The following is a 23,922-nucleotide window of genomic DNA, read 5'->3' on the forward strand; positions in this document are numbered from 1 at the left end:
CTTTACAGGGCGGCCCGCACCGGAAGGACAATGGGCTGCCGGGACACCCCCGGAGCACACCGACCCCGAGTCGTCGGCTCCCGCCCCACCCGTACCACCAGTGCACCGCCCACCCCGACCAACCGGCTCCCGCCCCACCCGTACCACCAGCGCACCGCCCACCCCGACCAACCGGCTCCCGCCCCACCCGTGCCACCAGCGCACCGCCCACCCCGACCGACCGGCTCCCGCCCCACCCGTACCACCAGCGCACCGCCGACCCCGGCCGACCGGCTCCCGCCGACACCGTCTCCCGCCGTCGCCCTGCCACCCTCGCCCGCCCGGCACCCGCTCCCCTGCTCCCGCCGGGACTGTCCGACGCGCCGGGGCGGCCCCACGCCCCACTCCCGCCGTCCCCTTGCCACCACCGCCCGCGCGCCCCTCGCTCCCCCGCTCCCCCCGTCGCCAACCACCACCCCCGGCCCCCACCCCGCCCCACCCCGAAATCCGGGTGATCCGCACCCCGCCGGGCTGGCATGCTCTCGCGTATGGCAGCCCGTACCGCGCGTCCCAGTCTCTACATCTCCGTCGACATCGAGGCCGACGGTCCGATCCCCGGCCCCTACTCGATGATCAGCTTCGGTGCCGCCGTCGCCGGGCGGCAGGACGGGGATGCCTACGCGCCCGCGGATCCCGAGCGGCAGAACTTCTACCGGGAACTGCGGCCCATCAGCGACGCGTTCGACCCCGAGGCGCTCGCCGTCAGCGGGCTCGACCGCGAGCGGCTGCTGCGCGAGGGTGCCGATCCGGGGGCGGCCATGGACGCGTTCCGGGCGTGGGTGCGCGAGGTGGCCGCGGACGCCGGGGCGCAGCCCGTGATGTGCGGGTACCCGGCCTCGTACGACTGGACGTTCCTGTACTGGTATCTGATGCGGTTCGGCGGTGAGAGCCCGTTCGGGCACTCCGGGTGCCTGGACATGAAGACGTTGTACGCGGTGAAGGCGCGGGTTCCGCTGCGGGCCGCCGTCAAGGGGCGGATGCCGTACGAGCTGCGCTCGCGCCGCCGGCACACCCACCACGCCCTGGACGACGCCGTCGAGCAGGCGGAGTTGATGAGCAACCTGATGCTGTGGCCCGGCCCGGGCGCGGCGCCCGCAGCCGCGCCGTAGGCAGCAGCGCGGCGGGGCGTACGCCACGCCCGCAGTGGGTGGCGTACGCCCCGCCGGCGGCCGGGGGTTCAGTGGGCGGGCAGTGGCTCCGGGCAGGGCTCCGCGGCCCGGGCGCGTTTGGCGCCCAGGTGGTTGAAGGCCAGGTTGAGGACGATGGCGGTGACGCAGCCGGTGCTGATGCCGGAGTCCAGGACGACCAGCAGGTCCTTGGGGAAGGCGTGGTAGAAGTCCGGGGCGGCGATCGGGATCAGGCCGATGCCGACGGAGGCGGCGACGATGAGGGCGTTCTCGCCCCGTTCCATGGCGGCGCCGGCTAGTGTCTGGATGCCGCTGGCGGCGACGGAGCCGAAGAGGACGATGCCGGCTCCGCCGAGGACGGGCAGCGGGACGACGCCGATCGCGGACGCGGCGACGGGGCACAGGCCGAGCAGGATCAGGATGCCGCCGCCGGCGGCGACGACGAACCGGCTGCGGACCTTCGTCATGGCGACGAGTCCGATGTTCTGGGCGAACGCGCTGCACATGAAGCCGTTGAAGAGGGGGCTGAGGGCGCTGCCGAGGGCGTCGGCGCGCAGCCCGCCCTCGATGGTGCGGGCGTCGGCCGGGCGGTCCACGATGCGGCCGAGGGCGAGGATGTCGGCGGTGGACTCGGTCATGCAGACCAGCATCACGAGGCACATCGAGACGATGGCGGCGACTTGGAACTGCGGGGCCCCGAAGTGGAAGGGTGTCGGGAAGCCGAGGAGGGGTGCGTCGGCGACGGGTGAGAAGTCGGCCATGCCGAAGGGGATCGCGAGGAGCGTGCCGGCGGCGAGGCCGAGCAGGATGGCGATCTGCCGCAGGAAGCCGCGCAGGAGTCTGCGCAGCAGCAGGACGATGACGAGGGTGGCGGCGGCGAGGCCTATCTGCGGGATCGAGCCGTAGTCGGCGGCGGTGCGGTCCCCGCCCTGGGACCAGTTGAAGGCGACGGGCAGCAGGGAGACGCCTATGAGGGTGATGACGGTGCCGGTGACGACGGGCGGGAAGAAGCGGACGAGCTTGCCGAAGTAGGGGGCGGCGAGGAAGCCGACCACCCCGGCGACGATGATCGCGCCGAAGATCACGGGGAGGGCGTCCTCGCCGCGGCCCTTGCCGATGGCGATCATCGGGGTCACGCCGGCGAAGGAGACGCCGTTGACGAAGGGGAGCCGGGCGCCGATCCGCCAGAATCCGAGGGTCTGGAGCAGGGTGGCGATGCCGGCCGTGAAGAGCGAGGCGCCCATCAGGAAGGCCGTCTCGCCGGCGGTGAGCCCGACGGCCGGGCCGAGGATCATGGGTGGGGCGACGACGCCCGCGTACATGGCGGCCACGTGCTGGAGGCCGCTGGTGAACATCCTGAGCGGGGGGAGCGTCTCGTCGACCGGGTGTTTCTCCCCCGGTGCGGCGGTTGCGTCTTTGCGAAACCTGGGCGGTTGGGCCACGGCTTCCTCCGGTCGGTTAACACGTCGGCAGGACGTGGGTGTCATGGAGGGTGGTGCGTGCGGTCTGCGGGTGGAGCGTGGTGGGTCGTGGGTGGTGCGGCGGTCTGCGGAAACGATTCGCCCGAGTCGTTTGCCGCGCGCCGGCACGTGAAGGGTGGGGCAGAGGAAGGTGGTGGCACGAGTCACCGCCCCCGGATGCGCCCGCGGAGAGGATCCGCGGGCGCACCCCGGGAACGGCTCCCGCGGACCCCGCTCGGGTCCGCGGCCGCCGGCCGGGGGCCGTCCCCCCCGGCCGGACTTCCGGGGGTCAGCCCTGCGCGGCGATGCGCGCGAGGCGCTGCGCCTCGGCCCGCGTGGAGCGGGCGATGGCGTCCTCGTCGGCGGTGAGCAGGCGGTTGTCCTCGACGATCTGCCTGCCGTTGACGAACGACGCGGTCACCGGGGCCGCCGCGCCGAAGACGAGGGCGGTGACCGGGTCGGCGATGGAGGAGTGCAGGAAGGTGGAGAGGTTCCACAGCACCAGGTCGGCGAGCTTGCCGGCCTCCAGCGAGCCGATGCTGTCGGCGCGGCCGAGGACCTGCGCGCCGCCGTACGTGCCGAGCCGCAGCGACTGGCGGGCGGTGAGCGCGGCCTCGCGGTGCACCGGGTTGAGGCGGTTGATGAGGAGCGCGTTGCGCAGCTCGGTGTGGAGTTCGCCGGACTCGTTGGAGGCGGTGCCGTCGACGCCGAGGCCTACGGGGACGCCCGCGGCGATCATGTCCGGTACGCGGGCGATGCCGGCGGCGAGGCGGGCGTTGGAGGACGGGCAGTGCGCCACACCGGTCTTGGTGCGGGCGAAGGCCGCGATGTCGGAGTCGTTCATGTGGACGCTGTGCGCCATCCACACGTCCTCGCCGAGCCAGCCGGTCGACTCGAAGTAGTCGGTGGGGCCCATGCCGAAGAGCTCGTGGCAGAACTTCTCCTCCTCGACCGTCTCGCTGCCGTGGGTGTGCATGCGCACGCCGAGGCGGCGGGCGAGCTCGGCGCCCTGCTTGAGGAGCTCGGTGGAGACGGAGAAGGGGGAGCAGGGGGCGACGGCGACCTGGGTCATCGCGTCGAAGGAGGCGTCGTGGAACTTCTTGACGGTCGCCTCGGTGTCGGCGAGGGCGCCTTCGAGGGTCTCGACGGCGTGGTCCGGCGGCAGGCCGCCGTCCTTCTCGCTGCGGTCCATGGAGCCGCGGGCCAGGGTGAAGCGGACGCCCATCTCGGAGGCGGCGCGGATGATCGACCCGGAGAGGTCGCCGGCGCCCTTGGGGTAGACGTAGTGGTGGTCCATGGCGGTGGTGACGCCGCCGCGGGCCATGGCGGCCAGCGAGCCCTGCGCGGCCGAGTACGCCATCTGCTCGTCGATGCGCGCCCACGTCGGGTAGAGCGCCACGAGCCAGTTGAAGAGGTTGTGGTCGGTGGCCAGGCCGCGGGTGATCCACTGGTAGAAGTGGTGGTGGGTGTTGACCAGGCCGGGGGTCACGAGGTGGCCGGTGGCGTCGATCCGGCGCTCGACGTTCTCGAGGTCCGCGGGGGCGCTGCCCGGGCCGACGGACTCGATCCTGTTGCCGGCGATGACGATGTGGCCCGAGGCGTACTCGGTGTCGTTCGCGTCGACGGTCGCGATCGCGCAGTTCTCGATGACGATGCGCCGGGCCGCGCTGTCAGTGGCTGCCATGGGGCTTCCTCGTGCTTTCAGTGGCGGTGCGGGCACGGCAGGACCCAGGGATTTGAGTGCCGAAACCGGGGGTCTGGCAGCTGACAGTACTGCCGCCCCGCCTGATGCTCCGGGTGCCGAGTTCGGGAAGTTCGCGGGTGTTGCGGGTGGGGGGCGGGCGCCCGGGTCCGGGGGCTACTGCGGAGCCCCGGGCCCGGGCGCCCGGGCCGGTGCCGGTGCCGGTCCGGCCTACAGGTTGGTGAGGTCCACCGGGATGCGCGCGTCGGCGCCGTCCCGGAGGATGGTGGCCTCGATCAGACCGTAGGGGCGGTCCGCGGCGAAGTACACCTCGTTGTCGTTCTTGAGGCCGAAGGGCTCCAGGTCGACGAGGAAGTGGTGCTTGTTCGGGAGCGAGAAGCGGACTTCGTCGATCTCCGAGCGGTGGTTGATGATGCGCGAGCCCATCTGGTACAGCGTCTGCTGCAGCGAGAGGGAGTAGGTCTCGGCGAAGGCCTCCAGCATGTGCTTCCGGGTGGCCTCGTAGGAGCGCTCCCAGTTCGGCATGCGCTGCTCGTCGTCGGTCCAGTTGAACCGCCAGCGGCCGGAGACCTGGGTCGCGAGGATGCGGTCGTACGCCTCCTGGAGGGTGGTGTACTTGTCCTTCACGTAGCCCCAGAACTCGGAGTTCGTGGAGTTCATGACGACGAGGTCCTTCAGGCCGGAGACGACCTCCCAGCTGCTGCCGTCGTAGGTGACCTGGGTGACGCGGGTCTCCTGGCCCTTGCGGACGAAGGAGTGCTTGACCTCGTCCGAGCCGATGAACTTCGAGTTGGCGTCCGAGGTGGGGATCCGCTCCCAGGAGTACTCCTCGATGCGGATGCGCGCCCGGTGGATCGGCTCCTGGCTGGTGACGAACCAGCGGGCCAGGTGGATGCCGAACTGCTCGGCGGACTCTATGCCGTACTCCTTGGCGAAGGCGTACACCGTGTTCTTGGTGGTGTCCGTCGGCAGGACGTTCGCGTTCGAGCCGGAGTAGTGGACGTCGTCCATGTCGCCGGAGAGGGCGACCGAGACGTTCAGGTCCTTGATGTGGTGGGTGTCGCCGTCCCGCGTGATCCTGACGACGCGGTTCTCTGCTTTGCCGTACTGGTTCTGGCCGAGAATCGTGGGCATGGTCTGCTAGCTCCCTCGGTAAACGGAGTAGCCGAACGGGTTGAGCAGCAGCGGTACGTGGTAGTGCTCGCCCGGGTGGACCGCGAACGTGATGGTCACCTCGGGGAAGAACGCACCGCTGTCCCTTACGCGGGGGGCGTCCTGCTGCGCCTCGGCGGCTTGCTTCTGTGCGAAGTACACCTCGGTCTCGAAGTCGAGGCGTACGTGGGTGGTGCCCTCCGGCAGCGCCGGCAGGTCCTTGCAACGCCCGTCGGCGTCGGTGGCCGAGCCGCCCAGTGCGGTCCACTCGGCGGCGGGGCCGCTGCGGGCCGCGAGCGTGATGGCGACGCCCTCGGCGGGGCGGCCGATGCTGGTGTCCAGGATGTGCGTGGACACGGAGGCGGTGGTGTCGGTGCTCATGCGCCTCGTCACTCTCCTTCTGCGAGTCGGGTCAGACGAATCCGGTTGATCTTGACGAGCTCTCCGCGGGCGATCTCCCGCTCGACCTCGGCGGTGTTCTGGATCCGGACCTTGACCGCGTCCCGCATCTGCTCGCCGGTCGCACCGGTGGCGCAGATCAGGAAGACGTGGCCGAACTTCTCCTGGTAGGCCAGGTTCAGTTCGAGCAGTTCGGCCTTGAGCTCCTCGGAGGCCCCGGCCATGCCGCGCTGCTCGCGTGCGGAGGTCGGGTCCCCGGGCTTCGGGCGGCCGATCGGCGGGTGGCCGGCCATCGCCTCGGCCAGGTCCGCCGCGGTGAGCTCCGCCATGGCGGCGTCGCTCGCGGCGAACAGGGCGTCGGCGTCGGCGAAGGGGCGCTGGGCGAGCACCTTGGTGCCCCAGGCCGCGCTCGCGCACACCTCGTGCAGCTCGGCCTCGGCCGCTGCGTCGTCCAGGGTGTTGAACCGGGTCAGCCCCGGGGTCGGACTCGAAGTCACGGGAAGCCTCCGTGGCCTGGTTGCTTTGACGGGCTGCGCATAGCTAACGCCCTGGACAACACCGCGTCAACACTTTGTTGAAACTTCGCGTACACAAAAGCCGCCGTCCGGTGGATTTCGGAGCGGCGGCCCGTGACGGCGGGTGAAGTCGGCGTCACCCCTGGTTCTTGGCGTTCTCCCGGTTCAGGTAGTTGTAGACGGTGAAGCGGCTCACCCCGAGGGCGCCGGCCACGGTCTCGACGCCGTGGCGCACGGAGAAGGCGCCGCGCGCCTCCAGTATCCGGACGACGTCCTGCTTCGCCTTCCGGTCCAGCTGTGACAACGGTACGCCGTGGCGGCGCTCCAGCGCGGCCAGGATGTGGTCCAGGGACTCGCCGAGCTGCGGCAGGCGCACGGCGAGGAGCTCCCGGCCCTCCCAGGCGAGCACCACGTCGTCGGGCTGCGCCTCGGCCGGGTCCATGAGCACCCCGCCCATGGCGTCCACCAGCGGTTTGACCGCGGCGACGAACGGGTGGTCGCGGGGCTCGGTCATGCGCCGCCCTCCTCGATGACGTTCACCTGGAGGGAGACGCGGGTGGCGCCGGCCCCGAGCGAGTCGCGCAGCAGCGCCGACACGGCCTCCAGGACCGCGCCGGCCTCACCCTCGGCGGTGTTGCCGAACGGACCCACGTCGACGGCGTCCAGCTGCGCCCTCTGGATGACCTCGCGGGCGGCCACGGCATGGGCGGGGGCCTCTTCGAGGTCGAAGGGCTCGGTCGTGAACTCCACTCTCAATCGCACCTGGTCAAGCTACCCCGAGGTACGGAAAAACCGGCAGCCCCCACTTGACAGGAGCGGCGCCCGGCTTGCAGTCTTCCATCAAGCAGAAACGAACTTCCGCAATACGGAAGGAGCGCACACCCCTCATGGGATACACGGACCAGCGCTTCGATGTGAACCTGTCGATCCTCTTCACGGAACTCCCGCTCCTGGAGCGCCCCGCGGCCGCCGCCGCGGCGGGCTTCACCGCGGTCGAGCTGTGGTGGCCCTGGATCGACACCCCGACCCCGGCCGAGGAGGAGCTGGACGCCCTCAGGCACGCCCTTGAGGACGCCGGCACCCAGCTGGTGGGACTGAACTTCTACGCCGGCCGGCTCCCCGGACCGGACCGCGGCGCGGTCTCCGTACCCGGCGAGGAGTCGGAGCGCTTCCGCGCCAACGTCGACGTCGCGGCGGACTTCGCCGCCTCCGTCGGCTGCAAGGCGCTGAACGCCCTCTACGGCAACCGCGTGGAGGGCGTGGACCCGGCCGTCCAGGACGAACTGGCCCTGGAGAACCTGGTCGCCGCGGCCCGCGCCGCGCACCGGGTGGGTGCGGTCCTGCTGATCGAGACCCTGAACCGGCCCGAGTCCCCGCTCTACCCGCTGGTGAGCGCGCCGGCCGCGATCGACGTCGTGGACCGGGTGAACGCGGCGACCGGCCTGGGGAACGCCAAGTTCCTCCTCGACCTGTACCACCTGGCGATGAACGGCGAGGACCTCTCGGAGGTCGTCGAAAAGTACGCCGCCAAGACCGGACACGTCCAGATCGCGGACAAGCCGGGCCGCGGGGCCCCGGGCACCGGCGAGCTGCCGCTCGAGGACCTCCTCGACCAGCTCCGCAAGGCCGGCTACCAGGGGTTCGTCGGCCTGGAGTACAAGGCCGAGGACGCCGCCGCCTCCTTCGGATGGCTGCCGGCCGAGGCCCGCGCCGCCCGCTGACCGCCCGGATTCCGGACGTTCCCCCAGGCGCGCCCGCCGCCTTTCGTACCCCGCTCCGAGAGCTTTTCCAGAGAAGGACCCGTCACCATGAGCAACAACCTCCCCAAGATCGCGTGGATCGGCCTCGGCATCATGGGCTCGCCCATGTCCGAGAACCTGCTGAAGGCCGGCTACGAGGTCACCGGCTTCACGCTGGAGCAGGACAAGCTGGACCGCCTCGCCGCCGCGGGCGGCACGGCGGCGGGCTCGATCGCCGAGGCCGTCAAGGACGCCGACGTGATCATCACGATGGTGCCCGCCTCCCCGCAGGTCGAGGCCATCTCCTACGGCCCCGAGGGCATCCTGGAGAACGCGAAGGCCGGCGCGCTTCTCGTCGACATGTCGTCGATCACCCCGCAGACCTCCGTCGACCTGGCCCGCAATGCCGGGGAGAAGGGCATCCGCGTCATCGACGCGCCCGTCTCCGGCGGCGAGGCCGGCGCCATCGAGGCCGTGCTGTCCATCATGGTGGGCGGCGAGCAGGCCGACTTCGACGAGGCCCTGCCGGTCCTGCAGGCCCTCGGCAAGACCATCGTCCTGTGCGGCCCGCACGGCTCCGGCCAGACGGTGAAGGCGGCCAACCAGCTCATCGTCGCCGTCAACATCCAGGCGTGCGCCGAGGCCGTGGTCTTCCTGGAGAAGTCGGGCGTGGACCTGAACGCCGCGCTCGACGTGCTGAACGGCGGCCTCGCCGGCTCGACGGTCCTGACGCGGAAGAAGGACAACTTCCTGAACCGCGACTTCAAGCCGGGCTTCCGCATCGACCTGCACCACAAGGACATGGGCATCGTCACCGACGCCGCCCGCAACGTCGGCGCCGCCCTCCCCGTCGGCGCGGTCGTCGCCCAGCTCGTCGCCTCGCTGCGCGCCCAGGGCGACGGCGGCCTGGACCACTCGGCCCTGCTGCGCGCCGTCGAGCGCCTCTCCGGCTCGCAGGTCTGACCGGGCCGGTCGCGCCGAACCCCCCACAGCCGGGGGCCAAGAGTTTCCGGGCGGTGCCGGTGCCGACACCTGTCCTGTCGCGCCCAGGCGCCGGCGCCGCCCGGAACACCACCCTCACTCTTTCTTCAACAAACTGTTGACGCTGCGTTCAGCCGAAATCTAGGCTGTTCCGCATGACGGAAGCCGCTTTCCGTCAGCAGTTACCCGTACGGAAGGTCACCATGTCGAAGCGCACGCTGACGACCGAGTCCGGCGCCCCGGTCGCCGACAACCAGAACTCCGCCACCGCCGGCGTCGGTGGCCCGCTCCTCATCCAGGACCAGCAGCTCCTCGAGAAGCTCGCCCGCTTCAACCGGGAGCGCATCCCGGAGCGCGTGGTGCACGCGCGCGGCTCGGCTGCGTACGGCCACTTCGAGGTGACCGACGACGTCACCGCCTACACGAGCGCCGCGTTCCTGAACACCGTCGGCAAGAAGACCGAGACCTTCCTGCGCTTCTCCACCGTCGCCGACTCCCTCGGCGGCGCGGACGCGGTCCGCGACCCCCGCGGCTTCGCGCTGAAGTTCTACACCGAAGAGGGCAACTACGACCTCGTCGGCAACAACACCCCGGTGTTCTTCATCAAGGACCCGATCAAGTTCCCCGACTTCATCCACTCCCAGAAGCGCGACCCCTTCACGGGCAAGCAGGAGCCGGACAACGTCTGGGACTTCTGGGCGCACGCCCCCGAGGCGACGCACCAGATCACCTGGCTGATGGGCGACCGCGGCATACCGGCCTCGTACCGCCACATGAACGGCTACGGCTCGCACACCTACCAGTGGACGAACGACAAGGGCGAGGCCTTCTTCGTCAAGTACCACTTCAAGACGAACCAGGGCATCCGCTGCCTGTCCTCCGAGCAGGGCGCCGAGCTCGCCGGCAAGGACCCCAACTCCCACCAGACGGACCTGCTCCAGGCCATCGAGCGCGGCGTGTACCCGTCCTGGACGCTGTACGTCCAGATCATGCCGGCCGCCGAGGCCGAGGACTACCGGTTCAACCCGTTCGACCTCACCAAGGTGTGGCCGCACGCCGACTACCCGCTGCAGCGCGTGGGCCGCCTGGTCCTCGACCGCAACCCGGACAACGTCTTCGCCGAGGTCGAGCAGGCCGCCTTCTCCCCGAACAACTTCGTCCCGGGCATCACCGCCTCCCCGGACAAGATGCTCCAGGGCCGCCTCTTCGCGTACGCCGACGCCCAGCGCTACCGCCTCGGCGTGAACCACACCCAGCTGCCCGTCAACGCCCCCAAGGCGACGGTCGCCGACAACTACGGCCGCGACGGCTTCATGGCCACCCGCAACGGCTCGCGCACCGACAAGAACTACGAGCCCAACTCCCACCAGGGCCCGGCCGAGACCGGCCTGGCGCTCGGCGCCCCGCGCGCCGTCGCCGGGTACACGGGCGCCCACGCGGCCCCGCTGCACACCAAGGACGACGACTTCTTCCAGGCCGGCGAGCTGTACCGGCTGATGTCGGACGCCGAGAAGGAGCGGCTGGTGGCGAACATCGCCGGCGGCCTGTCCCAGGTGACCCGCGAGGACGTCGTCGAGAAGAACCTGGCTCACTTCCACGCCGCGGACGCCGACTACGGCAAGCGCGTCGAGGAGGCGGTCCGCGCCCTGCGCGACGCCTGAGCCACACAGGACGCACCGGGGCCCTGACGGGAGGTCGGGTCCCTGGTGCCGGCCCGCTGCCGAGAGCCCGGATGAGGGGTGGTTCACGGCACGGGCAGGACGAGGACCGCGGTGGCGTCGAGCCAGTGCGGTGGTAAAGGCCCCCAAGGGCCCGCCTCTTGACCTGAGGGAGGCGGATCCGGGGTCCTGTCGGCGCCACCGCGGTCCCAGCCGCTCCGGTTCCCTGCAGGGGCCGCGCACAGGAGCCCCTGCGCACCGGAGCACACCTCCCCCACAGACCCGCCCGGCGGGAGCGAACGTCCTGTCGCGCCAGCCTCGCCCCGTCGGGCGGTACAGATCCACCCGGACCAGCGCCGGGTCGCGGACGGTCCCGCGGCCCGGCGCTTCGCCGTCGGTGCGCGCCTCAGGAGCCCAGGATGCGGGCCTTCTGCGCGGCGAACTCCTCTTCCGTGAGCACCCCCTGCTCCTTGAGGGTGCCGAGCTCCTTCAGCTGGGCGATCTTGTCCTCCATGGAGGGCGCGGCAGGCGCGGGCGGCGGCTCGGCGGGCGCCTGCGCCGGGTACGCCGCACCCTGCTGTGCGTACGCCGCCTCCTGCGCCTCCTGCTGGGCCCACCGGCCGGCCTGGCGGCGCGAGACGCGGTTGGAGACGGCGGTGGCCGTCCCGGCGATCGCCGCGGTGCGCACGACGCCTCGAAGCAGTCCGGGCATGGTCTTCCTCCTCCGTCTCGTCAGGCCGCGCCGTCGAGGGCGTCCAGTGCCTCGACGATGTCCTGGACCGGTATGCGGCCGCTCGCGATCATCCGGGCGTCGGCCCGGCGCAGGGCCGCGGCCAGGGGCGCCGCCCACAGGTTCTCGTAGAGGAGGACGGCCGCGGAGTCGCCCGGCTTGAGCAACCCGCCGGCCTCGTCGAGGTCCTCCTTGCCGAGCAGGCCCGAGGAGACCCCTTCGAAGAGGGTGAGGTCGAGGCTGCCGTCGCCCGTGACGTCGGCCAGGGCGAGGCCCCGCACCGACCCGTCCTCCTCCTTGGTGAGGAAGGTGAGGTCGAGGATGCGGATGATCCCGCGGTCCACGAGATCGGCCAGCAGGGGCATCCCCTCGCCGGTCAGGTGGCTGCCGGGGAATTCGACCACCAGGTAGTCGATGGGCCCCATCTCGTCGAGGCCGTTCTCTCTGGTCACGTCCGCTCCTCCTGTCGCATCCCGTCACACCGTCACGGACGAAGTCGACCGTAGACGCGCCGCAGCCCGCGGGAGGTCACCCCCCGCGGGTGAGGCACCGGGGCGGCCGCGGGGCCATGGTCGGGGACGGGAGAGGAAGGAGCGCGCTGCCCGCGCACTCCCCTCCAGCCCGCCCGACGTGGTGAGGAGGAGCCATGAGCGCCCCCGAACGGCCCGTACCGCCGGAACCCGCAGACGACCCCTTCGGCGGCTCCGCCGCATCCCGCGGCGGCCCGGCCGCCGATCCGCTCGACCGGCTCGGGGCGCTCGGCGCGTCCTGGAAGTGGGTGCTGGGCTCGGCGCTCGCGACCCTGGTGTTCGGCATCCTCATGCTGGTGTGGCCGGACAAGACGCTGCACCTGGTGGCGGTGCTCATCGGGCTCTACCTGCTGGTGGCGGGCGTCTTCCGGTTCGTGGCGGCGTTCGCCGGGTCCCACGAGGCCGGCGAGCGGGCCGCAGGGCTGCTGGCCGCCGTCGTGTACGTCGTGGCCGGCGTGCTGTGCCTGCGCGGCCCCCAGCTGACCATCACCGTCCTCGCGCTGGTCATCGGCATGGTCTGGCTGGCCTCCGGGATGCTGGGCGCCTACGCGGCCGTCGCGAACAGGGCGCTCCCCCACCGCGGCCTGGCGTTCGCGCTCGCGCTGCTCGGGATCGTCGCGGGCATCGTCGTGCTGTGCCTGCCGATCGAGTCCGCCGTCGCGCTGACGCGGCTGCTGGGGCTGTGGCTGATCCTGCTCGGCCTCGCGGAGGGGGCCGCTGCGTTCGCCCTGAGGTCGGCGCTGCGGCACTGAGCGGGGGCCCGTACGGGGAGCCCGTACGGGCGGCCCGTACGCCGGGGACGCCGAACGGCCCCCGCCCCTCCTGCGAGGGTGCGGGGGCCGCCGTCGTGCGCTGCCGTGGTGCGCCGGTCAGACCTTCAGGGCCTTGATGGCGGTCGGGGCGTGGCCGGGCTCGGTGGCGAGCTCCTCGAACTCGGTCACGTTGCTCATGTCGACCGTCTTGCTCATGGAGATGTTGGTGACGCGCTCCAGGATGGCCTCGACGACGACCGGGACCCGGTGCTCGACGGCCAGCTTCTTGGCCTGCTCGAAGGCGGCGCCCAGCTCGTCCGGGTCCGTCACGCGGATCGCCTTCACGCCGAGGCCCTCGGCGACCTTGACGTGGTCGACGCCGTAGACGCCGATCTCCGGGGTGTTGATGTTCTCGAACTCCAGGTTGACCTGGAAGTTGATGTCGAGGCCCGCCTGGGCCTGGCGGATCAGGCCCAGGTAGGCGTTGTTGACGAGGACGTGGACGTAGGGGACCTTGTGCTGCGCGGCGACCGCCAGTTCCTCGATCATGAACTGGAAGTCGTAGTCGCCGGACAGTGCGACGATCGGGGTCTCCGGGTCCGCGGTGGCGGCGCCGATGGCGGCCGGGATCGTCCAGCCGAGCGGGCCGGCCTGGCCGCAGTTGATCCAGTGGCGCGGCTTGTAGACGTGCAGGAACTGCGCGGCGGCGATCTGTGAGAGGCCGATGGTGGTGACGTAGCGCGTCTCCGGGCCGAACGCCTTGTTCATCTCCTCGTACACGCGCTGCGGCTTCATCGGGATGTTGTCGAAGTGCGTGCGGCGCTGCAGGGTGGCCTTGCGCTCCTGCGCGGAGGCGGCCCAGGCGGAGAAGTCGGGCAGCCGGCCCGCGGCCTTGAGCTCCTTCGCGATCTCGACGAACAGCTCCAGCGCGGCCTTGGCGTCGGAGGCGATGCCGTAGTCCGGGGCGAAGATCTTGCCGAGCTGGGTGGGCTCGATGTCGACGTGGACGAACGTGCGGCCCTTGGTGTACGCCTCCAGGTTGTACCCGGTGTGGCGGTTGGCCCAGCGGTTGCCGATGCCGAGGACGAAGTCCGAGGCGAGGAAGGTCTCGTTGCCGTAGCGGTGCGAGGTCTGGACGCCGACCATGCCGGCGGCGAGCTCGTGGTCGTCCGGGATGGTGCCCCAGCCCATGAGGGTGGAGATGACGGGGACGTTGGTGAGCTCGGCGAACTCGACCAGCAGGTCGCAGGCGTCGGCGTTGATGATGCCGCCGCCGGCGACGATCAGCGGGCGCTCGGACTCCAGCAGGAGGGCCAGGGCCTTCTCGGCCTGGGCGCGGGTGGCCTGCGGCTTGTAGACCGGCAGGGGCTCGTACGTCTCCGGGTCGAACTCGATCTCGGTGAGCTGGACGTCGATCGGCAGGTCGATGAGGACGGGGCCGGGGCGGCCGGAGCGCATCAGGTGGAAGGCCTCCTGGAAGACGCCCGGGACCTGCGCGGCCTCCAGGACCGTCGTGGCCTTCTTGGTGACGGGCCCCGCGATCGACGCGATGTCGACGGCCTGGAAGTCCTCCTTGTGGAGCTTCGAGACCGGGGCCTGGCCGGTGATGCAGAGGATCGGGATCGAGTCGGCGATCGCCGAGTACAGGCCGGTGATCATGTCGGTGCCGGCGGGGCCGGAGGTGCCGATGCAGACGCCGATGTTGCCCGCCTTGGCCCGGGTGAAGCCCTCCGCCATGTGCGAGGCGCCCTCGACGTGGCGGGCGAGGGTGTGCTTGATGCCGCCCACGTTCTTGAGCTCTCGGTAGAACGGGTTGATCGCAGCGCCGGGCACGCCGAACGCTTGCGCGACACCCTCGCGCTTGAGGATCTCCACGGCGGCGGCTGCGGCTGTCATACGGGGCATCGGGTCTCCTGCAGGTCTGGCGGTCAGACGTTTCCGCAATGCGGAAGTTTTATTCTGTTATACGGAACAAGCTAAGCGGCGGGCCGGTGCGCGTCAAGGCATCCGGGCACCCCCGAACCCACCAAATGCCGCGTCTCGTTCAAGCGGGACGCACAAACAGCGGCCCGCCGCGGCAGGAAACCGCCGCCGCTGCCACCGGGGCGGCCGCCGCTGCGGGAGCATGGACGCACCCACAGCGACGGAAGGGGGCCGAGGCCCATGGCGGAAGCGGTACCGGTGCGCTGTCCGGAGTGCCTGCGCGAGAACGGCTACACCGCCCCGGTGTTCCCGTGCGCGTGCGGCGCCCCGGCCGAGCTGCCGCTGGACCCGTCGGCGCCGCCGGCGGTGCTGACACACCGGAACTGGTCGGAGGCGTGGGTCCGGGCGCGGTGCGCGGCGTGCGGGCGGGTCGACGAGTGGCCGCAGCCGGAGGTGGGGTGCGGCTCGTGCGGCACGGTGGTGCGGCTCGCGGTGCTGCCGGTGGATGCGCCGGGACACCCTGGGGGCGGGGCGGCCGGCGGGGGCTCCGGCGCGGGGCCCTCGGCGGCTGCGGCTGCGGGCGGACCGGTCGTGCCGGTTCCGGTACCGGTGCCGCGGGCACCGTTCCGCCCGGTGACGATCCGGACCGCGCGCGACGCCGTGGCGACGGCCGCCCTGTACCTGCGCTGGCTCGGCTTCCGTGACGTCCGCCGCCCCGAGGGGCCGCCCGTCCCGTCCGCCGCCGTGGACCTGCGCGCCCCCGGGCTCGTCGCCCAGGTGGACCCGACGACCGCGCCGGCCGGGCTGAGGGCGGTGGAGTGCGTCTGGCTGAACGGCCTGGCGGCCTCCGCCTCCGGCGTGTACTTCGCGCTCGCCGGCTACACGCAGGAGGCCCGCTCCCGGGCGGACGCCCTCGGGATACCGCTGTTCATCATGGACCTGACGGGCACGCCGCAGCCGCTCAACGAGGCGGCCGAGGCGCTCGTCACGGCGGGTGCCTGACCGCCCGGGCGGGGCGCCGGGCCCCACCGGCCGCTCCGGCCCGGCCGGCGGGCACGTAGGCTCGGGCGGAAACCGCCGCCGCGACAGCCCCTTCACCTCCGAGGAGAGCGATGAGCCTGTACGACATCCCGCTGACCACCCTGTCCGACGAGCCCACCACCCTCGGTGAGCACAAGGGCAAGGTGATCCTGCTGGTGAACACCGCCTCGCAGTGCGGGCTCACCCCGCAGTACTCGGGTCTGGCCCGGCTGCAGTTCGCGTACGAGGCGAAGGGCTTCACCGTGGTGGGCGTGCCCTGCAACCAGTTCGGCGGGCAGGAGCCCGGCACCGCAGAGGACATCCAGACCTTCTGCGCGGCGGGCTTCGGCGTGACGTTCCCGATGCTGGAGAAGACCGACGTCAACGGCGAGAACCGGCACCCGCTGTACCGCGAGCTGGTGCAGACCCCGGACGCCGACGGCGAGGCCGGCGACATCCAGTGGAACTTCGAGAAGTTCCTGATCTCCCCGGCCGGCGAGGTCGTCGCCCGGTTCCGGCCGCGTACGGAGCCGGAGTCCGAGGAGATCGTCTCCGCGATCGAGGCGCTGCTCCCGGCGCGGTAGGCGCGTCGGCGGGGCGGGCGGCCGGGTCCCGGCCGCCCGCCCCGTCCCCGGGCCTCAGCCCAGATCCGCCTCGTCGTACTCGGTCCCCGACCCCGCGGCGGTGAGGGCCCGCAGCTCCACCCGGCGGATCTTCCCCGAGACCGTCTTCGGCAGCTCCGCGAACTCGATCCGCCGGATCCGCTTGTACGGGGAGAGGACCGCGCGGGAGTGCGCGAACAGGGCCCGGGCGGTCTCGGGCCCGGCCTCCCATCCGGCGGCGAGCGCGACGTACGCCTTCGGCACCGCCAGCCGCACCGGATCCGGGGCCGGGACGACGGCCGCCTCGGCGACGGCCTCGTGCTCCAGCAGCGCGCTCTCCAGCTCGAACGGGCTGATCTTGTAGTCGGAGGCCTTGAAGACGTCGTCCGAGCGGCCCACGTAGGAGAGGTACCCGTCGGCGTCGCGGGCGGCGATGTCGCCGGTGCGGTACAGCCCGTCCGCCATGGCCTCGGCGGTCCGGCCGGGATCGTCCCGGTACCCGGTCATCACCCCGGCCGGGCGGGTGCCGAGGTCCACGCAGATCTCGCCCTCGTCCTGCGACACCTTGCCGCTGACCGGGTCAAGGAGCACGATCCGGTAGCCGGGTGCGGGCCGGCCCATCGAGCCCGGCTTCACCGGCACCCCGGGGAAGTTGCCGATCTGCAGGGTGGTCTCCGTCTGGCCGAAGCCGTCGCGGACGGTGACGCCCCAGGCGTCGCGGACCTTCTCGATCACCTCCGGGTTGAGCGGCTCCCCTGCGGCGACGGCCTCGCGGGGCGGCGTCCGCAGCTTCGACAGGTCCGACTGGATCAGCATCCGCCACACCGTCGGCGGGGCGCAGAAGGTGGTCACGCCGTGCCGGTCCATCAGCTCCATCAGCCGCTCCGCGTCGAAGCGGGCGTAGTTGTGGACGAAGACGGTGGCGCCGGCGTTCCACGGGGCGAACAGGTTCGACCAGGCGTGCTTGGCCCAGCCGGGCGAGGCGATGTTGAGGTGCACGTCCCCGGGGCGCAGCCCGATCCAGTACATGGTGGAAAGGTGGCCGATGGGGTACGAGGCGTGCGTGTGCTCGACGAGCTTGGGGCGGGCCGTGGTGCCGGAGGTGAAGTACAGCATCAGCGGGTCGTCGGCGGAGGTGTCGCCGTCGGGGGTGAAGCCGGGGTCGGCGCCGTACATGTCCGCCAGCCGCCGCCAGCCGGCGGGAACGTCGGGGCCGGCCGCGATCCTCGTGTACGTCCCCGGTGCGGTGTCGAACTTGCCGGTGTCCTCGGCGCGCACGACGACGTGCCGCACGCGGCCCCGCTCGATGCGGTCGCGGAGGTCGGCCGGTCCGAGCAGCGGCGTGGCGGGGATGACGACGGCGCGCAGCCGCATCGCGGCGAGCATGACCTCCCACAGCTCGCGCTGGTTGCCGAGCATCACGAGGACGCGGTCGCCCGCGGCGACGCCCTGCGCGCGCAGCCAGGAGGCGGCGGAGCGGGAGGTGGCCGCCAGCTCCTCGAAGGTCAGGGAGTGGACGGTCCCGTCCTCCTCTGCGATCCGCAGGGCGTCGGCGGTGTTGCCGGCGGCGAGGCGGTCGAACCAGTCCTGCGCCCAGTTGAAGCTCCGCGGGCGCGGCCAGGTGAAGCCGGCGCTCGCGGCATCGGGATCGCCTCGGTGGGCGAGCAGGAAGTCGCGGGCGGCGAGGAACTCGGCGGCGGGGTCGCCGCCGCCGGTGGTCCGGGCGGTGTCGTCGTGGGTCATGGAGGGCATCGTGCCGTGCGCGGTACGGGGCCCACCAGAGCGGCGTCAGCCGCGGATTGACGCGAAGCGGACGGACCCGCTCCGCTCCTCCGTCATGTCGGCGAGCAGCCGCTCCCCCGCGGCGACGACGAGCTCCTCCTGCGCGGCGCCGATCCGCCCGAACAGCTCCACGACGAGCCCGCCTCCCTCCTCCAGCCGCCACAGCCCGGCCAGGAACCCGTCGACGAGGAGCGTGCAGTGGGCCTGATTGCCCGACCAGCTGCGCCCCTTGAGCTCGGGCGGCACGACGCGGCTGCGGTCGGCGTGTGAGAGCAGCAGGTTGTCGAACTCCGGCAGGAACCGGGGCGGCGCGGGCGTGTCCTCGTCGGGCCGCGGGGCATCGGGCAGGTCGAACAGCTCGGTGCCGCTCTCGTCCCGGAAGACGGCCAACTCCGGCCGGAGCCGCTCGAACACCTCCCGCAGCCGGGTCGTCCCCGCCCACACCTGCATGTCCTTGACGGACGCGGGCCCGAAGGCGCCGAGATACCGCAGGACGAGGCCGTCGACGTCCTGCGGCCTCTCCTGCGCATCGGCAACGGCCTCGGCGCCGAGCCACCGCTCCACGGTCGTCAGCCGCACCTGCCCGCTGCGGCCCCACACGCCGCGGGGCGTCACCTGGACGAGCGGCAGCCGCCGGGTGGCCGCCACGGACAGCCCCAGCGGATCCGCCCCGGGCCACTTCCGCAGCAGCTCGGCCCGGATCTCGGCCATGGTCCGCGGCTCGTCCTCGACGTAAGCCCGGACACGCCGCGTCAACCGCTCCAGATCGACCCCGTCCAGCCCCTTCCGGAACTGCGCGACCTCCCGGTCCCGCGCGGCCTGCACGAGGGGCCTCAGGGTCAGCGCGTCGTGCGCGGTGTGCGTGTGGATGGTGGACCGCAGCGTCACCATCCGCACGACCTCCCGCGCCTCCATGGCCGCGGCCAACTCCTCAGGCCGGAAGGAGGCGAGGCGGGCGTGCAGCTGGAAGTAGGGAGGCCGGACATTCTGCGCCTGAAGCCCGACCAACTGCGCAACGGCATCCCCGACACCCGTCCCGACCCGATCGAGCAGCATCTGCCGGGCGAGGGTGGCACGGTTGAGCGCGCGGTTACCGAGCACGATCTGCGAAGTCCTGGAGGCCATACCCCCAAGCTATCCCCGAAAGAGGACAGAATCCGTCCTCATTGCCCGGCAACTCGTAACCGCCGCGTCAGGAGACGGGCATGTCGTAGGTGATCCACATCGTGCGGGTGGCGACCTGGTCGTACTTGCTGCGGGCGCGGTGGTTGTCGTCCGCCGTGATCCAGCGGACGACGCTCCAGCCTCGTTCCGCCGCCAGGTCGCGCAGGGCCGTGAGGAGGAGGTCCGCGGCGCCCGAGCCGCGGCTTTCCGGGGCGACGAAGAGGTCGTCGAGGTAGCAGCCCGTCGAGGCGGACAGGGGGCGGGCGAAGGGGCGGTAGTGGGCGAGGCCGACCAGGCGGCCGCCGGCGTCCTCGGCGACCAGGCCGGACACCTCGTGGCCGGGGTCGTTCAGCCACGACCACACGGTCGCCGCCATCTCCTCGGTCTGGTCGACTTCGTAGAAGTCGGCGTAGCCGCGGTAGAGGGCGCGCCACTGCGCGAAGTCCTCGGCGCGGACGGGTCGGATCTTGATGCCGGTCGACATGGGCTCACCCTTCGGTCGCGGGGGCCGGTCCCCCGCCGTGCAGTGATCCGATGATGCGCGACGGGGGCGGCGACCGTTTCCCCGGGGCCGGTCAGTGGAGGACGTCGGCGGCCTTCAGACCGGGTTCGCCGAGCCAGGTGAAGGTGAGGCCGCGCTCCTCGGCCTCCTGGGCGAGGAGGCGGCGCAGGAGGTCCGCGGCGAGGGTGAGGGCCTGGATGCCGTCGATGCCGTGGACCTCGTGGATCTCGGAGTCGTCGAGGCCGTCGATGCGGCAGGGGCAGATCCAGTCGCCGGAGGGGTCCGGGTCGGGGTAGGGGGCGCCCATTTCGAGGGCGAGCGGGAAGGGGGCGCCCTCGCCCTCGCGCGGTACGGCCTCCAGGCGGCGGTCGGCGATCAGCGTGCCCAGGGGGTGGGCGGCGGGGGTCATCGGTCCTCCGTGGGGGTGGGGCTCGTGGTCGCCGCCATCCTCGCAGGCCCCTCTCACGGCACCAGCAGGCGCTCCCGGAGGAGTTGCGTCGTGTGCGGGGTGATGCCGACGCGGTCCGTCAGGTAGGCCGTCGGCGAGCCGTGCCGGGTGGCCAGGTCGGCGAGGGTCAGGGACATCACGGCCGCCGGCGCCCTGCCGTACGAGGGCCAGCGCATGGTGCGGCCCGGGTTGGCGTCGTGCCAGTCGGCCAGGAGGCGGGCGGTGGCCAGCTCGGTCAGGGCGAAGTCGGCCAGGATCTGCTCCTCGGGGACCTCCAGGAGGACGAGGACGAGCGCGGCGATCAGCCCGGTGCGGTCCTTGCCGGACGTGCAGTGGAACACCGCCGGCCCCGGCCCCTCGGCGAGCAGCTCCAGGACCTGCCGGATCTCGGCGGCACCGTCCTCGGCCACCTCCGCGAAGCGGTCGGCGAGGTAGCGCCACGGATCGACGTCCGGGTCGATGGCGGACTGGTCGTACGGGCGGTGCTCGATGCTGTGGTTGGCGTACGTGAAGCGGTCCGGTTCGGGGATCCGGCCCTTGGCCTCGATCTCCCACGGGTAGCGCAGGTCGACGACGGTCCGCACGCCGAGCCCGAGGAAGCGCTCCCAGTCCGCGCCGCGCAGTTTGCCGAGGGAGTCGGCGCGGTAGAGGCGGCCCCAGGCCACGGTGCGGCCGCCGGCGGTGCGGTAGCCGCCGAGGTCGCGGAAGTTGTGGAGCCGGTCGAAGGGGACGTGGCGCCGGTGCCGGGGATCGTCCGGAACGGCTGCGGTCTGCTGCGTTTGCGACAACTGCGTCTCCTCGTCGCGGCGTTCGGCGGCGTACGCGATCAAGGATGCCCGCCGTCCGCGTCCTGCGGCAGACCGGCGGGGGGTCAGCGTTCGCGGGCGGAGGGCAGGCCGTCCGCCCATGGCAGCAGGGCCGGCCGGGACCGTCGGGCGGCATGTCGCGGGGCCTGCACGGCGGACGGGCCGCCAGCCCCGCGGGTGCGCTCGGCGAGCCGGGCCTGCACGGTCGTCGGCCGGTCCGTCTGCGCGAGGTGGTACCCGCGTACGCGTACACGTCCTCGGTGATCCGCACCGTCCTCCTGCCGCCCGCGGCTGTCGTGGTCCCGCCGCCTTTCCGGGCAAGGCCCGGGGCGGGCGCCGACCTGCCGTGAGGGGGCGCGTAGGGTACGGGGACCCCGGGCGCGGCCGTCGTACCGGGCGTCGTGCATCCGTCCGGGCGGGAGTTCCACATGACCAGCAACAGCCGCGGCGGCAGCGGCCGCCCACGGCGTCCGCGCGTACGGCTCCTCGCCGGTGCGGGCGGTGTGCTGCTGGCCGCGGGCGGGGCCGCGTACGCGTGGGGGCTGCCCGGGGTACTCGCGCACTCGGCGGCCGGGGACCGGGCGCGCGGCAGCTACGCGGCGGATCCCGCGGACGGCGACCGCGCCGCCGCGGCCCTGCCGGCCGAGGGCGTACGGGAGGTCCCGGCGGCCGGGCGGAGCGGACCGGGCGAGGCCTCCGGCCCGGCGGAGGCGCCCGGCCCGGCGGCGGAGGCCTCCGGCCCGGCCGGGGCACCCGGCCCGACCGAGGCGCCCGGCGCGCCCGCCGGCGGAGGGCAGTCGCCCGGCCCGGCGCCCTCCGGTCCGCTCGCCGCGCGCCCCGCCGCCGCCGAGCCGGCGATCGGGGCGCTGTTCTCGCCCGGCGAGGACGGCGACGGCGCCCACCACTGCTCGGGCGTCGTCGTGCACGCGCCGGGCGGCGACGTGGTGGCCACGGCCGCGCACTGCGTGCACCGTCCGGTGCTGGGCTTCCGCACGAACCTCGTCTTCGTCCCGGGCTACCGGGACGGGCAGGCCCCGCACGGCGTGTGGGTGCCCACCCGGATCGACGTGCACCCGCGCTGGGCCGCCTCCCAGGACCCTGACCACGACATCGCGTTCCTGCGCGTACGGCGACCCGGCCGCCCCGGCGAGCGGCTGGAGGACGCGGTCGGCGCGTACCCGGTCCGGTTCGGGGCCGGGCTGCCGCTGCCCGCACGGCTCGTCGGCTATCCGGGCGGCGCGGAGCAGCCGCTGGACTGCTCCACCACGGCCGTCGCCGAGTCGGCCACGCAGCTGCGGCTGGACTGCGCTGACGTCCCGAACGGCACGAGCGGCGGGCCCGTCCTGGCCGGCGGACGCACCCTGATCGGCGTCATCGGCGGCCGCGACGGCGGCGGCGACGAGTGGACCTCCTACAGCGTCCGCTTCGGCGAGGCCACCCGTGAGCTGTACGAACGGGCCACCCGGGCCGGGTAGCGGAGCGCCGGCCCGGCGCCTCAGCCGCGGGCGGGCGGGCCGCCGTGGTGGGCCGGGTAGGCGGCCGTCATCGGCGGGGACGACGGCAGCCGCCACTTGGACAGCACCCGTACGACCGTCGCCGGGCCCAGCAGCGTCTCGGGCGGCTCGGACAGCGACAGCACGCGGAAGAAGGGCCGGGAGAGCGCCGGGTCGGTGTTCGCGCCGGCGATGACCCGCGCCATGTAGTGCTGGAGCACCCTCGTCGCCCGGTCCGCGGGCGGGCCCTCCGTGCCCGGGTAGCGCATGTCCTCGCTGGTGGCGATCTGCCAGGCGGTGTCCGCGACGGCGGCGGTACGCGTCTGGATCCGGCGGGCGGCAGCGGCGGCCTCCCGCGGGGTGAGGCCGCGGACGGCGGCGGCCAGGGCGCCGGCGGCGAGCGCGGCCACCGTCATGCCGTGCCCGTACACGGGGTTGAAGCGGCAGGCGGCGTCGCCGAGCACCACGAACCCGTGCGGCCAGCGGTCCAGGCGCTCGAAGTGGCGGCGCTCGTTCGCGGTGCTGCGGAATCCGGTCGGCGCGGACAGCGGTTCGGCGCCGCGCAGGGCGTCGTACAGGGCGGGGCTGCGCAGGGTCCGCGTGTACTCCAGGAACTCGGCGTCACCGGTCGGCGGGGCGTGCTCGCCGTTGCCGATGAGCGTGGCGAGCCAGCGCCCGTCGTGCAGGGGGACGAGGACCCCGCCTCGCGGGGTGTCCGGGCGGCCCTGCACGTACATGCCGTTCCAGCGCCGCTCCGGGTCGGGCTTCAGCGCGTAGTAGCGGCTGGAGTAGCCGAGGTGCGAGTCGTAGCGGGTGGTCCGCGGGGCGGGCAGGCCGAGGGCGGTGAGCCAGGCGGGGGCGCGGGAGCCGCGGCCGGTCGCGTCGACGACGAAACGGGCGGGGAGTTCCTCGCCGCCGCGGAGCCGGACGCCGGTGACGGTGCGGCCGCCGGGGCCGGTGAGCAGGCCGTCCGCGGGGACGCCGGCGCGGATGCGGATGCGGTCGTCGCGCAGGACCTCGCGGCGCAGCGTCCAGTCGATCAGCTCCCGTCCGGCGATCAGCAGGCGCGCGCCGGGTACCCGGCCGAACCAGTCGGCGGAGCTGAGCCACAGGAAGTCGCGCGGCGACTCCAACAGCGAGGCCCCGCCGGCCAGCAGCTCGCGGGTGATGCCGGGGAGGAGCTCCTCCATGGTGTCGAGGCCGCGCGCCCACAGCACGTGGACGTGTCTGGACTGGAGCACTCCGCGCCGGAAGGCCGGGCCGGTGTCGGGGAGTTCGTCCCGCTCCACGACGGTCACCCGGGCGAAGCGCGCTGCGAGGACCCGCGCCGCGAGCAGGCCCGCCAGTCCGCCGCCGAGCACGACGGCGTGGCCGTCGGCGCCTGGGTGGTTGTCCGTG

Annotated in this window: 24 protein-coding genes; 8 read left to right on the plus strand and 16 right to left on the minus strand. The window is 72.8% G+C overall.

Annotated elements, in window-relative coordinates:
- The first annotated feature begins 527 nt into the window (after positions 1–527).
- On the plus strand, positions 528–1,148 hold the full coding sequence (locus IE170_RS11740) for a 3'-5' exonuclease (protein WP_189809276.1): 621 nt from the start codon (positions 528–530) through the stop codon (positions 1,146–1,148).
- A gap of 68 nt (positions 1,149–1,216) precedes the next feature.
- Here the strand turns inward: IE170_RS11740 and IE170_RS11745 are convergent, their stop codons facing one another.
- The 7 genes from IE170_RS11745 to IE170_RS11775 form a co-directional block, all read right to left on the minus strand.
- Positions 1,217–2,608, minus strand: coding sequence for a nucleobase:cation symporter-2 family protein (locus IE170_RS11745; protein WP_229884689.1), 1,392 nt, complete (start codon positions 2,606–2,608; stop codon positions 1,217–1,219).
- Positions 2,609–2,915: 307 nt separating this feature from the next.
- Positions 2,916–4,310: an 8-oxoguanine deaminase gene (locus IE170_RS11750; protein ID WP_189809278.1), complete on the minus strand. Its 1,395-nt coding sequence runs from the start codon at positions 4,308–4,310 to the stop codon at positions 2,916–2,918.
- Positions 4,311–4,538: 228 nt separating this feature from the next.
- Complete coding sequence (gene pucL / locus IE170_RS11755; protein ID WP_189809279.1) at positions 4,539–5,462, minus strand: factor-independent urate hydroxylase; 924 nt, start codon at positions 5,460–5,462, stop codon at positions 4,539–4,541.
- 6 nt (positions 5,463–5,468) lie between these two features.
- Positions 5,469–5,861 carry a hydroxyisourate hydrolase gene (uraH, locus tag IE170_RS11760; protein ID WP_114054867.1) on the minus strand — a complete coding sequence of 131 codons (393 nt, stop codon included), beginning with the start codon at positions 5,859–5,861 and terminating at the stop codon, positions 5,469–5,471.
- Between the two features lie 8 nt (positions 5,862–5,869).
- Positions 5,870–6,376, minus strand: coding sequence for a 2-oxo-4-hydroxy-4-carboxy-5-ureidoimidazoline decarboxylase (gene uraD, locus IE170_RS11765; protein ID WP_189809280.1), 507 nt, complete (start codon positions 6,374–6,376; stop codon positions 5,870–5,872).
- 154 nt (positions 6,377–6,530) lie between these two features.
- Complete coding sequence (locus IE170_RS11770; RefSeq protein ID WP_189809281.1) at positions 6,531–6,908, minus strand: helix-turn-helix domain-containing protein; 378 nt, start codon at positions 6,906–6,908, stop codon at positions 6,531–6,533.
- Entirely contained in the window at positions 6,905–7,156 is a 252-nt protein-coding gene (locus IE170_RS11775) for a YkoF family thiamine-binding protein (protein ID WP_189809282.1), read from the minus strand. Before IE170_RS11775 ends, IE170_RS11770 begins: the two co-directional genes overlap by 4 nt.
- 125 nt (positions 7,157–7,281) lie before the next feature.
- Here IE170_RS11775 and IE170_RS11780 point away from each other — a divergent pair, with 125 nt between their 5' ends.
- The 3 genes from IE170_RS11780 (at position 7,282) to IE170_RS11790 (ending at position 10,775) form a co-directional block, all read left to right on the plus strand.
- Positions 7,282–8,115: a TIM barrel protein gene (locus IE170_RS11780; protein WP_189809283.1), complete on the plus strand. Its 834-nt coding sequence runs from the start codon at positions 7,282–7,284 to the stop codon at positions 8,113–8,115.
- Between the two features lie 87 nt (positions 8,116–8,202).
- Complete coding sequence (locus tag IE170_RS11785) at positions 8,203–9,096, plus strand: 2-hydroxy-3-oxopropionate reductase (protein WP_189809284.1); 894 nt, start codon at positions 8,203–8,205, stop codon at positions 9,094–9,096.
- A 221-nt stretch (positions 9,097–9,317) separates the two neighbouring features.
- Entirely contained in the window at positions 9,318–10,775 is a 1,458-nt protein-coding gene (locus tag IE170_RS11790; protein ID WP_189809463.1) for a catalase, read from the plus strand.
- 403 nt (positions 10,776–11,178) lie between these two features.
- Here the strand turns inward: IE170_RS11790 and IE170_RS11795 are convergent, their stop codons facing one another.
- Both IE170_RS11795 and IE170_RS11800 read right to left on the minus strand, forming a co-directional pair.
- Positions 11,179–11,484 carry an SHOCT domain-containing protein gene (locus IE170_RS11795; protein WP_189809285.1) on the minus strand — a complete coding sequence of 102 codons (306 nt, stop codon included), beginning with the start codon at positions 11,482–11,484 and terminating at the stop codon, positions 11,179–11,181.
- Between the two features lie 20 nt (positions 11,485–11,504).
- Positions 11,505–11,927 (minus strand): DUF6325 family protein, encoded by a 423-nt coding sequence (locus IE170_RS11800; protein ID WP_125543336.1) that lies wholly within the window; start codon positions 11,925–11,927, stop codon positions 11,505–11,507.
- A 221-nt stretch (positions 11,928–12,148) separates the two neighbouring features.
- Between IE170_RS11800 and IE170_RS11805 the strand changes: the two genes are divergently transcribed.
- Positions 12,149–12,784, plus strand: coding sequence for an HdeD family acid-resistance protein (locus IE170_RS11805; protein WP_189809286.1), 636 nt, complete (start codon positions 12,149–12,151; stop codon positions 12,782–12,784).
- A 117-nt stretch (positions 12,785–12,901) separates the two neighbouring features.
- On the opposite strand, the gene gcl is transcribed toward IE170_RS11805, so the two are convergent.
- Entirely contained in the window at positions 12,902–14,689 is a 1,788-nt protein-coding gene (gcl, locus tag IE170_RS11810) for a glyoxylate carboligase (RefSeq protein ID WP_189809287.1), read from the minus strand.
- 651 nt (positions 14,690–15,340) lie between these two features.
- On the opposite strand from gcl, the gene IE170_RS33370 reads away from it, so the two are divergent.
- Together IE170_RS33370 and IE170_RS11820 are read left to right on the plus strand one after the other, a co-directional pair.
- Positions 15,341–15,709 (plus strand): hypothetical protein, encoded by a 369-nt coding sequence (locus IE170_RS33370; protein ID WP_308428384.1) that lies wholly within the window; start codon positions 15,341–15,343, stop codon positions 15,707–15,709.
- 110 nt (positions 15,710–15,819) lie between these two features.
- Entirely contained in the window at positions 15,820–16,311 is a 492-nt protein-coding gene (locus tag IE170_RS11820; protein WP_189809289.1) for a glutathione peroxidase, read from the plus strand.
- Between the two features lie 54 nt (positions 16,312–16,365).
- On the opposite strand, the gene IE170_RS11825 is transcribed toward IE170_RS11820, so the two are convergent.
- The 5 genes from IE170_RS11825 to IE170_RS11845 all read right to left on the minus strand — a co-directional run bounded on the left by IE170_RS11825 (position 16,366) and on the right by IE170_RS11845 (position 21,013).
- Positions 16,366–18,072, minus strand: a complete 1,707-nt coding sequence (locus IE170_RS11825) for an AMP-binding protein (protein ID WP_189809290.1) — start codon at positions 18,070–18,072, stop codon at positions 16,366–16,368.
- Between the two features lie 45 nt (positions 18,073–18,117).
- Positions 18,118–19,236, minus strand: a complete 1,119-nt coding sequence (locus IE170_RS11830; RefSeq protein WP_189809291.1) for a winged helix DNA-binding domain-containing protein — start codon at positions 19,234–19,236, stop codon at positions 18,118–18,120.
- Positions 19,237–19,303: 67 nt separating this feature from the next.
- On the minus strand, positions 19,304–19,759 hold the full coding sequence (locus tag IE170_RS11835) for a GNAT family N-acetyltransferase (protein ID WP_189809292.1): 456 nt from the start codon (positions 19,757–19,759) through the stop codon (positions 19,304–19,306).
- A 91-nt stretch (positions 19,760–19,850) separates the two neighbouring features.
- A complete protein-coding gene (locus tag IE170_RS11840) occupies positions 19,851–20,186 on the minus strand; it encodes a DUF6968 family protein (RefSeq protein ID WP_189809293.1) in 336 nt (111 codons plus the stop codon).
- Between the two features lie 53 nt (positions 20,187–20,239).
- Positions 20,240–21,013: a tyrosine-protein phosphatase gene (locus IE170_RS11845; protein WP_223857165.1), complete on the minus strand. Its 774-nt coding sequence runs from the start codon at positions 21,011–21,013 to the stop codon at positions 20,240–20,242.
- Between the two features lie 446 nt (positions 21,014–21,459).
- Between IE170_RS11845 and IE170_RS11850 the strand changes: the two genes are divergently transcribed.
- Positions 21,460–22,506 (plus strand): trypsin-like serine peptidase, encoded by a 1,047-nt coding sequence (locus tag IE170_RS11850; RefSeq protein WP_189809295.1) that lies wholly within the window; start codon positions 21,460–21,462, stop codon positions 22,504–22,506.
- 20 nt (positions 22,507–22,526) lie between these two features.
- Here IE170_RS11850 and IE170_RS11855 read toward each other — a convergent pair.
- Positions 22,527–23,922: NAD(P)/FAD-dependent oxidoreductase (locus IE170_RS11855; RefSeq protein WP_189809296.1), on the minus strand; the 1,396-nt coding region annotated here is incomplete at its 5' end.

The sequence above is a fragment of the Streptomyces toxytricini genome (assembly GCF_014649915.1).
Classification (GTDB): domain Bacteria; phylum Actinomycetota; class Actinomycetes; order Streptomycetales; family Streptomycetaceae; genus Streptomyces; species Streptomyces toxytricini.

Coding starts and splice junctions, on each gene's coding strand:
- IE170_RS11740 (WP_189809276.1), top strand. CDS start 528: ATGGCAGCCCGTACCGCGCGTCCCAGTCTCTACATCTCCGTCGACATC.
- IE170_RS11750 (WP_189809278.1), bottom strand. CDS start 4,310: ATGGCAGCCACTGACAGCGCGGCCCGGCGCATCGTCATCGAGAACTGC.
- pucL (WP_189809279.1), bottom strand. CDS start 5,462: ATGCCCACGATTCTCGGCCAGAACCAGTACGGCAAAGCAGAGAACCGC.
- uraH (WP_114054867.1), bottom strand. CDS start 5,861: ATGAGCACCGACACCACCGCCTCCGTGTCCACGCACATCCTGGACACC.
- IE170_RS11770 (WP_189809281.1), bottom strand. CDS start 6,908: ATGACCGAGCCCCGCGACCACCCGTTCGTCGCCGCGGTCAAACCGCTG.
- IE170_RS11780 (WP_189809283.1), top strand. CDS start 7,282: ATGGGATACACGGACCAGCGCTTCGATGTGAACCTGTCGATCCTCTTC.
- IE170_RS11785 (WP_189809284.1), top strand. CDS start 8,203: ATGAGCAACAACCTCCCCAAGATCGCGTGGATCGGCCTCGGCATCATG.
- IE170_RS11790 (WP_189809463.1), top strand. CDS start 9,318: ATGTCGAAGCGCACGCTGACGACCGAGTCCGGCGCCCCGGTCGCCGAC.
- IE170_RS11795 (WP_189809285.1), bottom strand. CDS start 11,484: ATGCCCGGACTGCTTCGAGGCGTCGTGCGCACCGCGGCGATCGCCGGG.
- IE170_RS11800 (WP_125543336.1), bottom strand. CDS start 11,927: ATGGGGCCCATCGACTACCTGGTGGTCGAATTCCCCGGCAGCCACCTG.
- IE170_RS11805 (WP_189809286.1), top strand. CDS start 12,149: ATGAGCGCCCCCGAACGGCCCGTACCGCCGGAACCCGCAGACGACCCC.
- gcl (WP_189809287.1), bottom strand. CDS start 14,689: ATGCCCCGTATGACAGCCGCAGCCGCCGCCGTGGAGATCCTCAAGCGC.
- IE170_RS11820 (WP_189809289.1), top strand. CDS start 15,820: ATGAGCCTGTACGACATCCCGCTGACCACCCTGTCCGACGAGCCCACC.
- IE170_RS11825 (WP_189809290.1), bottom strand. CDS start 18,072: ATGACCCACGACGACACCGCCCGGACCACCGGCGGCGGCGACCCCGCC.
- IE170_RS11830 (WP_189809291.1), bottom strand. CDS start 19,236: ATGGCCTCCAGGACTTCGCAGATCGTGCTCGGTAACCGCGCGCTCAAC.
- IE170_RS11835 (WP_189809292.1), bottom strand. CDS start 19,759: ATGTCGACCGGCATCAAGATCCGACCCGTCCGCGCCGAGGACTTCGCG.
- IE170_RS11840 (WP_189809293.1), bottom strand. CDS start 20,186: ATGACCCCCGCCGCCCACCCCCTGGGCACGCTGATCGCCGACCGCCGC.
- IE170_RS11850 (WP_189809295.1), top strand. CDS start 21,460: ATGACCAGCAACAGCCGCGGCGGCAGCGGCCGCCCACGGCGTCCGCGC.